At 71.7% G+C, this 13,719-nt stretch carries 11 protein-coding genes; 8 read left to right on the top strand and 3 right to left on the bottom strand.

Annotated elements, in window-relative coordinates; genetic code table 11:
* Positions 1–49 precede the first annotated feature (49 nt).
* From DEJ19_RS06665 to DEJ19_RS06650, 4 genes are all read left to right on the top strand, one after another.
* Positions 50–5,521, top strand: coding sequence for a discoidin domain-containing protein (locus DEJ19_RS06665; RefSeq protein ID WP_111233744.1), 5,472 nt, complete (start codon positions 50–52; stop codon positions 5,519–5,521).
* 59 nt (positions 5,522–5,580) lie between these two features.
* A complete protein-coding gene (locus tag DEJ19_RS06660; protein ID WP_258375917.1) occupies positions 5,581–5,937 on the top strand; it encodes a nuclear transport factor 2 family protein in 357 nt (118 codons plus the stop codon).
* A gap of 184 nt (positions 5,938–6,121) precedes the next feature.
* Entirely contained in the window at positions 6,122–6,391 is a 270-nt protein-coding gene (locus tag DEJ19_RS06655) for a hypothetical protein (protein WP_181441582.1), read from the top strand.
* A gap of 50 nt (positions 6,392–6,441) precedes the next feature.
* Positions 6,442–6,705: a hypothetical protein gene (locus tag DEJ19_RS06650; RefSeq protein ID WP_220035334.1), complete on the top strand. Its 264-nt coding sequence runs from the start codon at positions 6,442–6,444 to the stop codon at positions 6,703–6,705.
* Here DEJ19_RS06650 and DEJ19_RS06645 read toward each other — a convergent pair.
* Positions 6,674–7,594 (bottom strand): NmrA family NAD(P)-binding protein, encoded by a 921-nt coding sequence (locus tag DEJ19_RS06645; RefSeq protein WP_111233747.1) that lies wholly within the window; start codon positions 7,592–7,594, stop codon positions 6,674–6,676. The genes DEJ19_RS06650 and DEJ19_RS06645 overlap by 32 nt on opposite strands.
* Positions 7,591–8,184, bottom strand: a complete 594-nt coding sequence (locus tag DEJ19_RS06640) for a MarR family winged helix-turn-helix transcriptional regulator (RefSeq protein ID WP_111233748.1) — start codon at positions 8,182–8,184, stop codon at positions 7,591–7,593. The genes DEJ19_RS06645 and DEJ19_RS06640 overlap by 4 nt, the downstream gene beginning before the upstream one ends.
* A gap of 93 nt (positions 8,185–8,277) precedes the next feature.
* Here DEJ19_RS06640 and DEJ19_RS06635 point away from each other — a divergent pair, with 93 nt between their 5' ends.
* Entirely contained in the window at positions 8,278–9,459 is a 1,182-nt protein-coding gene (locus tag DEJ19_RS06635; protein ID WP_111233749.1) for an epoxide hydrolase family protein, read from the top strand.
* 9 nt (positions 9,460–9,468) lie between these two features.
* Here the strand turns inward: DEJ19_RS06635 and DEJ19_RS06630 are convergent, their stop codons facing one another.
* Entirely contained in the window at positions 9,469–10,035 is a 567-nt protein-coding gene (locus DEJ19_RS06630) for a TetR/AcrR family transcriptional regulator (RefSeq protein WP_111233750.1), read from the bottom strand.
* Positions 10,036–10,113: 78 nt separating this feature from the next.
* On the opposite strand from DEJ19_RS06630, the gene DEJ19_RS06625 reads away from it, so the two are divergent.
* The 3 genes from DEJ19_RS06625 to DEJ19_RS06615 all read left to right on the top strand — a co-directional run bounded on the left by DEJ19_RS06625 (position 10,114) and on the right by DEJ19_RS06615 (position 13,650).
* Positions 10,114–11,049, top strand: a complete 936-nt coding sequence (locus tag DEJ19_RS06625) for a ketopantoate reductase family protein (RefSeq protein ID WP_111233751.1) — start codon at positions 10,114–10,116, stop codon at positions 11,047–11,049.
* Positions 11,050–11,165: 116 nt separating this feature from the next.
* Positions 11,166–12,338 carry an ROK family transcriptional regulator gene (locus DEJ19_RS06620; protein ID WP_027464817.1) on the top strand — a complete coding sequence of 391 codons (1,173 nt, stop codon included), beginning with the start codon at positions 11,166–11,168 and terminating at the stop codon, positions 12,336–12,338.
* Positions 12,339–12,534: 196 nt separating this feature from the next.
* Positions 12,535–13,650, top strand: a complete 1,116-nt coding sequence (locus DEJ19_RS06615; protein ID WP_111233752.1) for a sugar ABC transporter substrate-binding protein — start codon at positions 12,535–12,537, stop codon at positions 13,648–13,650.
* Positions 13,651–13,719 lie beyond the last annotated feature (69 nt).

Here is a 13,719-nt window from a genome sequence, read left to right as displayed (position 1 = left end):
CTCGGCCGTGGACGTCGTGTCCGGCTGAACCCCTCCGACAGGAGTCCCGGTGACCTCACCGCGTCCCGCCGTCCGTCCCAGGTCGTTCCGCCGAGCGGCCGTCAGCGCCACCGCCGGCGCACTGACCGCCGCCACGCTGCTCGCGTTCGCCGTCACCCCGGCGCACGCCGCGACCTCGGACACCCCGCGCTCACCGGCCGATCCGACCGCTGCGGTGGCCGCACCACAGGAACAGCCTGGAGGCTCGTCCCGCGTCGGTCCCGCCGCGGACGGCGTGCAGGTGGGTTCCGGCTCCTACGCGCCGACCCCGCCCGACGAGATCACCGACATCGCGGACGTGCGGAAGACGCTCGACCAGGAGCTGTACATCGACCCGTCGAAGGCCGGCGAGCCGGTGCCGACGAACCAGTGGTGGACGGACCTGCTGGTCAGCAAGTACTCCGGCGACATGTGGGCGTACCCGTTCGTCTCGTCGAACAGTGCCGCGGGCACGAAGCTCACGATCCCGACGCGGTGGAACAGCGACGGCACAGCGATGCGCTTGGAGTCCCCGGTGACGGTGGGCGGGACGGTGGAGCCGACCCCCGACGCGAGTGACCGCGCCCTCGCCGACTTCGAGGACGGCCTGCCCGACGGCTGGACCGCGACCGGTGACGCGTTCACCGGCACGGCCACGGGGACGGCCGCCGGGCAGAGCACGGTCTCCGGGTGGCTCGGCGGACGCTTCCTGAACTCGTTCAGCGACGAGGACGGCGACGGCGCGACCGGCACGCTCACCTCGCCGGCGTTCACGATCGACCGTTCGACCCTGGCGTTCCTGGTCGGCGGTGGCCGGCACCCCGACCACGAAGCCGTGCAGCTCCTGGTCGACGGCGACGTCGTGGCGAGCAGCACCGGGACGGACAGCGAACAGCTGCGCTGGGACAGCTGGGACGTCTCCGCCCACCGAGGGCAGTCCGCGCAGCTGCGGATCGTCGATGACCTGCGTGCCGGGTGGGCACACGTGCTGGTCGACCAGGTCCTGCTCACCGACGCCCCGGACGGCCTCGATGACCGCTTCGCGACCACGTTCCGGGCGAAGCAGGCCGATGCGCTCCGCTGGGGCGACTGGAACGTCAGCTGGCGGATGCCGCAGGACGGCCCGGGCGGGCAGTACATGGACGTCACGAGCGTGCAGGGTTCGCCGTACGAGTGGTTCGAGTTCCACGGCATGACCCCGCGCCTCACCCTGCAGGACGGTGCCGAGATCACCGACGGGGACGGCGAACCGCTCGACCTGCCGGTGACGACGGACCGGTTCGAGATCCGCCAGGACGGCCACGTCTTCGGCGTGCACGCCCCCGACGGGACGACCTTCACCCGTGTCGGGAACGCGCTGGAGGCCTCATCCGGCACGCCCTACCTGGTGCTCAGCGCGGTGCCCGAGCAGGGGCTGTCCCTCGACGACCTGCACCGCACCGCCTTCGCGGTCCCCCGCGACACGACGATGACGTACTCGTACGACCCGGCGGCGGCGAACGTCCGCCAGCAGTGGGCGATCCGCACCGACCCGCTGCAGGGCGACAACCACGACACCGTGCAGGGCTGGCTGCAGCACCAGTACGCCGACGCCACCACGAACCTGCGCTTCACCGGCGCCACGTACGAGACCCCGCGCGGCACCATGCGGACCACCGTCGGCCACGACGGCTGGACCCTGGACTACGCGTTCACGGGCATCACGCCGATCGGTGCCACACCCGAGGCGGTCGGGGATGACCCGTACTCCGAGCAGGTCATGCGCGAGTACCTGCACGACTACGCCGCGAAGACGACGTACGGCGGGGACACCTACTGGGGAGGCAAGGACGTCCTGCAGCTCGCCGAGTACATGACGATCGCGCGGCAGATCGGTGCCACCGAGGACGCCCGGACGCTGCAGGACACCCTCGAGCGCGCCCTGACCGACTGGTACACGTACACGGACGGCGAAGCGGAGCACTTCTTCGCGATGTACCCGACGTGGAAGGCCCTGATCGGGTTCGCCGACTCGTACGGGTCGGCCCAGTTCAACGACAACCACTTCCACTACGGGTACTTCGCCGTCGCGACCGCCATGCTCGGCCGGGTCGACCACGAGTGGGCCGCGAAGTACCAGGGCATGGCGACACTCCTCGCGAAGCAGTACGCGAACTGGGACCGCGACGACGCCCGGTTCCCGCACATGCGCACGTTCGGCGTCTGGGAGGGCCGGTCGAACGCCGGCGGTGTGTCGTCACCCGGCGGCAACAACCAGGAGTCGTCGTCCGAGGCGATCCAGTCCGAGGCGGGGCTCTTCCTGCTCGGCTCGGTCCTGGGCGACGACGAGATGCAGGCCGCCGGTGCGGTGCAGTACGTCACCGAACGCGCGGCCGTCCGCGACTACTGGCAGAACGTCCGCGGCAACCCCGCCTCGGCGTCGTACGACGGCAACGGCGCGTTCCCGGACGAGTACGAGCACGGGCAGGCGGGGATCCTGTTCGACTCCGGGCAGGCCCACGCCACGTACTTCTCGGGCGACCCCGCCTGGATCTCCGGCATCCAGTGGATGCCGATCGCCCCGTGGTTCGACTACTTCGGCTGGGACCCGGGCTTCTCGAAGGCACTGATGCGCGAGATGATGGCCGCCCGCCCGGAGTCCATCGGGCAGGCCGGCGTCACCGACGGCAACGCGGCACGCATCCAGATGCTCACGAAGAAGTGGTGGGGCGTCGGCAGCTACGGCGACGTGAAGATCACCCGCGACCGCCCGGCCGCGATCGGTGAGCTGCAGGACGCGATCCGCGCGGTCGAGACGAACCACCCCGGGTACGTCACCCGGCGAACCGCGGCGAACCCCCTGTACGACCCGGCCACCGACACCCTGCTGGTGAGTGTGGACGACGACGGACGGGTGGTGTTCCCGGACCGGTACTGGACCCCGGAGAACCTGCCCGACTCGCTGGTGCCCACCGAGCTCGACGGTCCCACCGCCGACCGGAAGCCCCAGGACTGGCCGACGCCGTCCCCGCTGATGCCGTTCCTGGTGGACGACTTCCGCGCCGACACCGCGACCATCGACCAGCTGTACGGCGTCGACCTCACCGACCACACCCCGGGCGAGGACACCGAGCACGCCGCGCGGGTGTTCAGCGGCATGGGTGACGCCCTCGGCAACGTCGTCCTCGGGTTCCTCGGGCAGTACGACCCCGACACCTACGCCGACGTGCACGCCGCACTGTGGGCCGCCGACGACCCGGCCGTGACCGGACAGTCGATGGCCGGCCTCGTCTACCACCAGGCGATGTCGAACCGGACCGTCGGCACCGAGGTCACCGACCGCCACACCTCGGACCCGCTCAGCCAGGTGTTCCGCGCACCGGACGGCACGATCAGCTACGTGCTCGACAACCCCGACACCGTGCAGCACACGTACGACGTCTACGAGGGCACCGAGGTGATCGGCCAGATCGCGGTCCCGGCGCAGACGCAGATCACGTCGCACCTGGACGCGCGGCTCACCGAGGTGGTCGTCAGCACCGAGGGCGCCCCGAAGACGATCGTCCCCGGTGCGACCACGACCTTCACCGCCACCGGCTACGACCAGTACGGCGCCACCGTCGCGCTGGACGACGTCACCTGGTCGACCGACACCGGCACGATCAGCGCCGACGGCGTCCACCGTGCATCGGAGCGCGCGGAGCGGGCGACCGTCACCGCCACGATCGGCGGCGTGCACGGGTCGTACGCCTTCCGGGTCGCACCGGCACCGGTCCTCACCGGGTTCGACGTCACGCCCGGCTTCGACCGGCTCGTCGTCGGGACGCCACAGCGGTTCCGTGCCGCCGGCCACGACCAGTACGGCGACCCGGCGGCCCTGCCCGCCGACGTCACCTGGTCGTACACCGGTGCCGGAAGCGCCGGGACCGACGGCACCGTGACGACCACCGCCGCGGGCTCCGGGTACGTCGTCGCGACCGGTGGCGGTGTCGAGGGCTCGGCGGTCGTCGCCTCGGTGACGTCGATCCCCGACGCCGCAGCGGGTGCCGACGTCGACGCGAGCTCCTCGGACGGCGGGAACGTCGCCGGGAAGGCCGTCGACGGGGACCGCAGCACCCGGTGGGAGAGCGCGCACGGTGTGGACGAGGTCGACTACACGATCGACCTCGGGCGGCTGACCGACGTCAACACCGTGCGGGTGGACTGGGAGAACGCCGCCGCCGCACGGTACGTGCTGCAGGTCCGGGACACCGCCGACGGCCCCTGGCGCGACGTGCGGACCGTCGACAAGACAACGGCCGACATGGACACGGTGCCCGTGGGCGAGACCGCCCGGTTCGTGCGCCTGCACCTGACCGACCGCCTCACCGGGTACGGGTACTCCATCTGGGAGGTGCACGTGTCCGGCACCCCGGCGGCCTCGACCGTCGACGTCGAGGACGTCCTCGTCGCGCCGCGCACCGCGACCGTCCGCACCGGTGACACGGTCCGGATGGCGGCCTACGGGTTCGACCGCCACGGGTTCGGCGGGCGGCTCGCCGCGGACCGCCCGGAGTGGGCCGTCGACGGCGGCGGAAGTGTCGAACCGGACGGCGTCGTCACCGCAGCGACCGAGGGCGGCGTGACCGCGACGGTGACGGCCACCGTGCCAGGAGCATCCGGGACGGCCACCGTCACGACCCTCGACGAGGCGACCGACGGTGACGACGACGGCGGAACGGCACCCGCCCGCTCTCGTGACGTGGCCGCCGGCAAGCCCGTCACCACCTCGTCGGACGAGCGCGGCGACCTGTCCGGCGGCAACGCGGTGGACGGCGACGACCGGACCCGGTGGGCCAGCGCAGCACGCGACGGTGAGTGGTTGGCGGTCGACCTCGGGCAGGTCGTGCCGATCGACCAGGTGCAGCTCGACTGGGAGGCCGCGTGGGCCGAGGCCTACCGCGTCCAGGTCCGCGACGACGAAGACGCCCCCTGGCGGACCGTCGCGGAAGAAGCCCACGGGACCGGCGGCGAGGTGATCCACCGGTTGGAGGGCGACGACGTCACCGGCCGCTGGGTCCGGGTCGTCGCAGACCGCCGGCACACTGCGTTCGGTGTCTCCCTCTGGGACCTCCGCGTCACCTCGACGCAGGGCGAACCGACGCCGGACCTGGCACGACGGGCGACCGTGTCGTCATCGGCCGACGAGGGCGACGGCGTCCCCGCACGGAACGCCGTGGACGGCGACCCGGGATCGCGCTGGGCGAGCGGGCACACCGACGACCAGTGGCTCGCCGTCGACCTCGGCGCACCGCACCGCCTGCACGGCGCGGTGCTCCGGTGGGAGGACGCCTTCGGACGCTCCTACCGGATCGAGGCGCGGAACGCGGGCGACGACGGGTGGACGACCCTCGCCACCGAGACCGACGGTGACGGCAGGACCGACCGGCACGCCCTGGACGGCTCGTGGCGGTACGTCCGCGTGCACGGTGTCGAACGGGCGACCCCGTACGGCTACTCGCTGTACGACCTCGAGATCCGGTAGCGCTGACGCCCCCGCTTCACGCACACTCGACCGAACAGCCGACAACCGACGGAGACACGATGTCGCAACCGCTCGAATCGCTCATGCACGCGAACCTGTTCGAGGTGTTCGGGGAGCGGGACCCCGAGCGTCGCCGCGCCGCGATCGAGCGGACGTACGCTCCGGACGTCGAATTCCTGGACCCTGACGAGGTCGTCACCGGCCACGACGCCCTGCACGCCAAGGCGCAGCGCCTGCTCGACGACGCCCCCGGGTTCGTGTTCTCGCCGGCCGGCCCGGTCTACGAGAACCACGGGATGGGATACCTCGCCTGGCACTTCGGCCCCGAGGGAGCACCGCCCGTCGTGTCCGGCATGGACATCTGCTTCATCGAGGGCGATGTCATCGCGAAGGTCTACACGCTGCTGACCGACTGACCGCCACCACCCGCAGGTGGTGGCGATCAGTCGGGCGCGAGCGATGCGGTCACCGTGAGCGGCTGACGGACGGGAGGCCCGGTGCCAGCTGACACCGGTCCTCCCGTCCGCCTGTCGGTACGGTCGAGTCGTTGCCGGATCGAGACACCGGTCCGGCCCGGCGTGCGGCATGGTTGAGCCACCGATGGCAGGCAGGACGGAGCGCACGGTGGAACGAGTGGTGGGGTGGGCCACGGTCGCGGTGGTCGTCACCGTGACGGTGTCGATGTTGCTGCTGGTCCAGACGACCACCTGTCTCGACGCCGTCCCCGGAGCGGGCGCGACCTCCTGCACGACCACGCCGATGATCGGAGTCGCCGGCACGTGGGTCGCGGCTGTCACCGGCGCCGTCGTGCTCGCGGTCTGCGGCTGGCAGATCGTCCGGGCGGTCCGGTCTTGCAGGGCCGTCCGATGACGCGCACAGGCCCTGCGGCAAGTCCTCGCCCGTGGACATTGATCGCCGTCGTGGTGCTGGTCGGCTGGGCGGTCGTGACGGCACTGCTGTTCCCGGTCACGGGGATGGACGAGCACGAGGGGCCCGGCGACCAGGTCTGGCGGACCTCGTCGAGCACGCTCGGCGTGCCGCTCTCACCGGAGTGGGACGTCCTCGTCTGGCTCGCCGCACTCGCGCTGGTGCCGGTCGTCGTCGTCGGGCTCGTGTTCCTGCTCCGTCGCCGACGACCGCACACCGCGCCCGTCAGTCCGTCGCCGGGTGGCCCTGCCCACTGAGGTGCGCGCGGAGCACGTCACGGACACTCGTCCACGACTGCACGCCGTAGCGGTCGTTGTCGACGTGGTGCAGCTGCGCCTGCCCGCTGAACATGCTCACGAAGTACTGCATCCCCTGCCATGCCGGGAACGTCTCGTCAGGGTTCTTCGACAGGCGCCGGCCGACGGCGCTCATCGCGGACAGGGTCCCGGTCGTGCCGGCCCACTGCAGCCGGAAGCGCTCCCCCGTCAGCTCGCTCATGGTGCGTGCGACGTCGCGTGCGGTGACCTGGTCACCCGCCATCTCGATCACCCGCGGAGCATCGTCGTCCAGGGCAGCGAGGGCCGTGACCCTCGCGACGTCGTCCTTCGTGGTGAAGTCGAGCACCTGGTCCGCCGACGACCAGAACAGCACGAGCCGACGGCCGGACAGGATCATCGGGGCCTCGCCGGTCAGCAGGTCGGTGAACATGCCGGTCAGGATCGAGGTCGCCTGCACCGGGGCCGCATCGAGGTCGGCGGCGAACTCGCGCCGCAGCTCGAAGTTGCGGTTGGTGCCGGGTGTGATCCGCCGGTAGTCAGCCGAGTAGTCGGACGGGATGAACCGCCGGACGCCCGCCGCCACGGTCGCCGCGAGCAGCGCGCGCTGGGCGTCGACGATCACCGGGCGGGTCCCGCTCACGGCGGAGACCACGACGTCGGCGCCGCTCACGGCCCGGGTCAGGGCGTCGTGGTCGCCGTACTCGGCGGCGACGACGTCGACACGGGCGTCGTCGCCGAAGCGTTCTGCGGCGGTCCTGCTGCCGGGCCGGGTGAGGACCCGGACCCGCACGTCGTGCTGGGTGAGCTCGCGGACGATGCGGTGCCCGAGGTCGCCGGTGGCGCCGGCGACGAGGATGGTGGTGGTCATGGGCGGGGCCTCACTGCAGTGGTGGTCGACGTGGTCGTCGCGGTGCGCCGTCGGGATCGCTCCGGGACGGCGAGGGGGTGTTGGAACGTGGGGTCCGCCTGGTCCGGTCCGGCGGTGCCGAGCCCGGCGGTGAGCGCGACGCGGGCCAGCAGCCGGCGCAGTGTCGTCTGTTCGTCGTCGTCGAGGTGCCGCATGAGCACGCCCTCGGCGCCGCGCAGGGCGGACCGCGTCCGGGCGAGCAGGGCACGGCCGGCGTCGGTGGGGTGGACCTGCCGCACCCGCCGGTCGGTCGGGGCGGGGCTGCGTTCGACGAACCCGCCCGCCTCGAGCGCGTCGACGATGTAGGTCATCTGGGTCTTGTCGATCCCGAGGCGCTGCGCAAGCCCGAGTTGCGACGACGGCTCCTCGGTGGTGATCGCGACGAGCACCTGGTAACCACGGGGACCACCCGGCACGTCGGCGACCGCCTCGCTGCCCAGCCGTGTGAAGCCCTGGAGCGCCAGCGGCAGCGCCCACCCGAGTTCGGATTCGATGCCCTCAGCACCCCAGTCGATCTCGGGGAGTGCGTCGGTCGGCGTCGGACTGTCCATACCGGAGACCGTACCGGAACAAGATCGTCTTGTGCAAAGATCATCTGCGATCAAGACGGACAGCCGTCACGACGCCGAGCACTCGAGGACCCCATGTCGGACACTGCAGCCATCACCCCGTTCACCCTCGACATCCCCCAGGCGGAGCTCGACGACCTGCGCCGGCGTCTCCTGACCACCCGCTGGCCCGATGCCGAGACCGTCGAGGACACCTCGCAGGGACCCCGACTCGAGAAGGTCCGCGCCCTCGTCGAACACTGGACGACGGAGTACGACTGGCGCCGGACCGAGGCGCTACTGAACGGCTGGGGCCAGCACACGACCCACATCGACGGGCTCGAGGTCCACTTCCTGCACGTCCGGTCCGCCGTCCCCGGTGCCCGCCCGCTCCTGCTCACCCACGGCTGGCCCGGTTCCGTCCTGGAGTTCCGCCACGCGATCGGTCCGCTCACCGACCCGGTGGCGCACGGCGGCGACGCGGCGGACGCGTTCCACGTCGTGATCCCGAGTTTGCCCGGGTTCGGCTTCTCCGGGAAGCCGACGACGACCGGGTGGAACAACGCCCGGACCGCGAGTGCCTGGTCGGTGCTGATGTCCCGGCTCGGGTACACGGACTGGTTCGCCCAGGGCGGCGACCTCGGCGCCACCGTCACCGCGGAGCTCGCAGCCCTGCAGGCCGCCGGGGACATCGGGCTCGCCGGGATCCACCTCAACATGGCGCTGTTCATGCCGACCGACGACGAAGCCCGGAACGCCTCTCCCGACGAGCAGGTCATGCTGCAGGAGAGCGGCCACTACTGGCGGGAGCTGTCGGCCTACTCGCAGCAGATGTCGACCCGCCCGCAGACCATCGGCTACTCGTTGGCGGACTCCCCCGTCGGGCTGGCGTCGTGGATCTACGCGATGTTCCAGGACGTCGGCGGCTCCCACGACGAACACGGCGATGCCGAACGGCTCTTCCCGCTCGACGAGATCATCGACGACGTCATGCTGTACTGGCTGCCGAACACCGCCGCGTCCGCGGCGCGCATCTACTGGGAGGCGACCCGCACCGGCTGGGCCACCCCCGGCACCGTCGAGGAGCCACTGACCCTACCCGTCGGCCTGAGCATCATGCCGGGCGAGTACGTCCGCCGGTCGCGCCGCTGGGCAGCGCGCCGGTACACCGACCTGGTGTTCTTCAACGAGGTCGCGCGCGGCGGGCACTTCGCGATGCTCGAACAGCCGGAGCTGCTCGTCGACGACGTCCGTGCGACGTTCCGGAACCTGCGCTGAAGCGCCGGATCAGCGGGCCTGGAGACCGCGGGAGATCAGGTCGGCGGCAGCACGGGCTTCCGTCGCCCACCCGGGGCGATCGATCCCGGCCCCGATGCCGTGCAGCAGCATGAGCACCATCCCGGGGGCGACGTCGGACCGGATGGTGCCGTCGGCAGCAGCGCGCGCCATCAGCTCGGCGAGCGTCCGCTCCAGGTCTCCCCCGCCCTCGGCCTGCGTGGTGGCGTCGACGACGGCGGCGAGGGTGCGCGCGAGCCCCGCGTGGTCGACCACGTACTCCACGAACCCGTGCAGGAAGTCGTCGAGGCTCTCGGCCGCTGGTCGCGTCGAGTCACGAGCACGGCGGCAGAGGACGTCGACCTCACCCCGGTAGACCGCAGCCGCCAGCGCTTCGCGTGTCGGGAAGTGTCGGTAGAGGGTGCCGACGCCGACTCCCGCGCGTCCGGCGAAGTCGTCGAACCGGAGCTGCTCGTCACGCTCGAACGCCGTCCGGGCAGCGGCCACGATCGCGTCGCGGTTCCGACGGGCGTCGGCGCGCATCGGCTTCTCGGCAGGCAGGGGTTCCTCGACCGGCACGGGCGCTCCTTGACAAGTGGAAACAATCTCCATATCTTCAAAGTGGAGATCGTCTCCAGACTAGCGGACAGGTGCCTGATGCGAATCCTCATGCTCGGCCGGGGCGTCATCGCCACGATCTACGGCCAGGCCTTCCAGCACTCCGGGCACCAGGTCGACCACCTGGTGCGGCCGGGGCGTGCTGCCGAGTACGGCGACAGCGTGCAGACCGACGTCATCGACGGTCGCCGCGGACCCCTGGGTCGGCGCACCCGATCGACGTCGCCGACGCGACTGGTCGAGTCGGTCGACACGGCGGACGCGTACGACCTCGTCGTCCTCAGCGTCGGCCACCACCGGCTGCAGGAGGCCGTCGCCACCCTGGCGCCCCACATCGGGCACGCCACGGTGCTGGTCCTCGGCAACGTGTGGGACGAACCCCTCGCCGCGGTCGCACCGCTCGCCGCGGACCGGGTGCTGTTCGGGTTCCCGGGCGCCGGCGGCGGGTTCGACGCCGACGGGGTCCTGCACGGTGCCGTCCTCCGTTCGGTCCGGCTCGGGACGACCGGCACGGCTCCGGACCGGCGGGAGCTGGTGCGGTCGGTGTTCCAGCGGGCGGGGTTCACCGTGCAGGACGAGGACGACATCCGCGGATGGCTGTGGCTGCACTTCGTGCTCGACGCCGGCATGTTCGCACAGGCTCTGCAGAGCGGTGGCCTGGCAACGATGGTCGGGGATCGGCAGGCGCTCCGCGAGGCGTTCCTGATCGGTCGGGAACTCCTGCCGGTCCTGGAGGCACGGGGCGTCGACCTCTCCCGACACCGCTCCACGACCCTGCCCGTCCGACTGCCGGGGACGACGGCAACGCTCGTCGCCGCGGCCACGGCGCGCGTCCCGATCGCGCGCGCGAGCCTCGCCGCGCACGACGACCCGACCGCCGCGGAACCCCTGGCGGTCCTCGAGGACGTTCGACGGACCGCCGCCACCCTGGGCATCCCGACCCCGCGCCTCGACCGGGCGGCGCGACGCGCCTGACGACGGATGCGGGCGGTGGACGCGACCACCCACGGCCTGGAGGCACGGTGCCAGCTGGCACCGTGCCTCCAGGCCGTCACGGCGAGCGTTCCGGACCCGCCCGTTACGCTGTCCCCGTGTCAGAGCCGCGCCGCAGTCCGGGGAACCAAGCTTCACTGCGTGAAGCCAACCGGGGCCGGGTCGTCAGCGCGGTGAAGCGGCACGGCGGGCTGACGCAGGTCGAGCTCGCCGGGGTGACCGGACTCTCCCCCGCGACCGTCTCGAACATCGTCAAGGAACTCGTCGCGACCGGTGCCCTGCACGCGACGCCGAGCACCTCGAGCGGCCGTCGGGCGCTCCGCGTGACCCTGCCGCACGGCCTCGGGCTGGTCGCCGGGGTGCACGTCTCGCCGCGGCACCTGCGGCTGGCGCTGTCGGACCTGAACGGCGCCGTCCTCGCCGAGCGGCACATGCCCCTGGCCCGCGACCACCGCGCCGACGCCGAGCTCGACAAGACCGCGCTGCTCGTGCTGGACATGGTGGAGTCGATCGAGTCGTCGATGGACGAGGTGCTCGCCGTCGGCTTGGCCGTGGCCGCCCCGATCGACGCCCGCACCGGGATGACGGCGCGCGGTGGGATCCTGCGGGGTTGGGACGGCGTCGCGCTCGGCCAGTCGCTCGCCCGGCGGATGGACAAGCCCGTGCAGGTCGACAACTCCGCCAACCTCGCCGCCCTGGCCGAACACCGGAGCGGGGCGGCCCGCGGCCGCGACACCGTGGTGACGCTCGACGTCGGCAACGGCATCGGCGCCGGACTCGTGCTGGGCGGGCACCTGTTCCGTGGGCACCACGGCATCGCCGGCGAGTTCGGGCACACCCCCGTCCTGCCGAACGGGCCCCTGTGCCGGTGCGGGAACCGCGGGTGCCTCGAGGCGATCGCCGGCGCGCCCGCGGTGCTCGAGGGCGTCCGAGACGAGGTCGGCACCCTCAAGCTGGCGGACCTGATCCTGCGGGCGATGGGCGGCGACCAGGTCTGCATGCGTGCCGTGGCGGACGCCGGGCGCGCGATCGGTTCGGCGGCGGTGGGCCTCTGCAACGTCCTCGACCCGGAGCGGGTGGTGGTCACGGGCGAGTTCGCACGAGCCGGGGAACTCCTGCTCGGCCCGATGCGGCACGCCCTCGAGTCGTCGTTGATCGTCGACGTGGACGGCACGCCGGACGTGGTGCAGGGGCAGCTCGGCGAGAAGGCCTCGGTGACCGGCGCGCTGGCGCTGGCGATCGAAGCCGTGGACGTGACGCGCGCACGCTGAGCGGAGACGCTCCCTGCCGGGCCCCACGCGCCCGCCGACGTGGCCGCCCCGCCGCTGGCCTGGCCGCCCCGCGCCCTCCGGATAACGTTTTCGTCACGGCACGCGGTCCTTGCGTTCAACTCTTGCAGCCAAGAACGCTCGCTGTCACACTCAGGGCACCGCCGATGGGGGCGGTCCACTGTTGGAGGACGTTTCAATGAAGAAATCCACCACACGAGCGATGCTGGGCGTCAGCGCCCTGCTGCTCGCGATCACCACCCTGGCGGGCTGTTCCAACGGCGCGGACGCCGGGACCGGTTCCGGCGGGGGCGGCGGGGACGCGTCGAAGGCCAAGATCGGCCTGCTCCTGCCCGACTCCGTCACCGCCCGCTACGCCAGCGCCGACCGCCCGCTCTTCACCGCCGAGGTGAAGAAGCAGTGCAGCGGCTGCTCGGTCATCTACGCGAACGCCGACGGCGACGCGTCGAAGCAGCTGCAGCAGGCCCAGTCGATGCTCACGCAGGGCGTCAAGGTCCTGGTCCTCGACCCGTTCGACGGCGAGGCCGCAGCGTCCATCGTCCAGCAGGCGAAGGCCAAGAAGGTGCCGGTGATCTCCTACGACCGGCTCATCAACAGCCCCGACCTGAGCTACTACATCTCGTTCGACAACGAGAAGGTCGGTGAGCTGCAGGGCCAGGCACTCGTCGACGCCCTCAAGGCGAAGAAGGTCCCGGAGGGCTCGGGCATCATCATGGTGAACGGCTCCCCCACCGACAACAACGCCTCGCAGTTCAAGAAGGGCGCCCACTCGGTCATCGACGACAGCGGCTACAAGGTGCTCGCCGAGTACGACACTCCCGGGTGGGACCCCGCCAAGGCGCAGGACTGGGCAGCCGGCCAGATCAGCAAGCTCGGCAAGGACAAGATCACCGGCGTCTACGCGGCGAACGACGACACCGGCGGCGGCGTCATCGCGGCGCTGAAGTCGGCCGGCGTCACCGAGCTCCCGCCCGTCACCGGGCAGGACGCCTCGCTCGCGGGCATCCAGCGGATCCTCGCCGGTGAGCAGTACATGACCGTCTACAAGGCCTTCAAGCCCGAGGCGTCGAAGGCCGCCGACCTGGCGATCCAGTTCGCCAAGGGTGAGACCCCGAAGGGCGACACCACCGTCGACACCGCCGGCGGCGCCAGCGTCCAGTCGACGCTGCTCGACCCGGTCGCCGTCACCACGGACAACGTCCAGTCGACGGTCGTCAAGGACGGCCTGTACGAGGTGTCGAAGATCTGCACCGCGCAGTACATGTCGGCCTGCGACAGCGCCGGCATCAAGTAGGTCCGACCCCCTCTGCCCGCCCGGTCCGACTGCGGACCGGGCGGGCCTCACCGATCGAGGACGACACCC

The sequence above is a fragment of the Curtobacterium sp. MCSS17_016 genome (genome assembly GCF_003234255.2).
GTDB classification, from domain to species: Bacteria; Actinomycetota; Actinomycetes; order Actinomycetales; family Microbacteriaceae; genus Curtobacterium; species Curtobacterium flaccumfaciens.
Note: the sequence above shows the minus strand (reverse complement) of the source record. Positions and strands in the feature narration are given on the sequence as shown.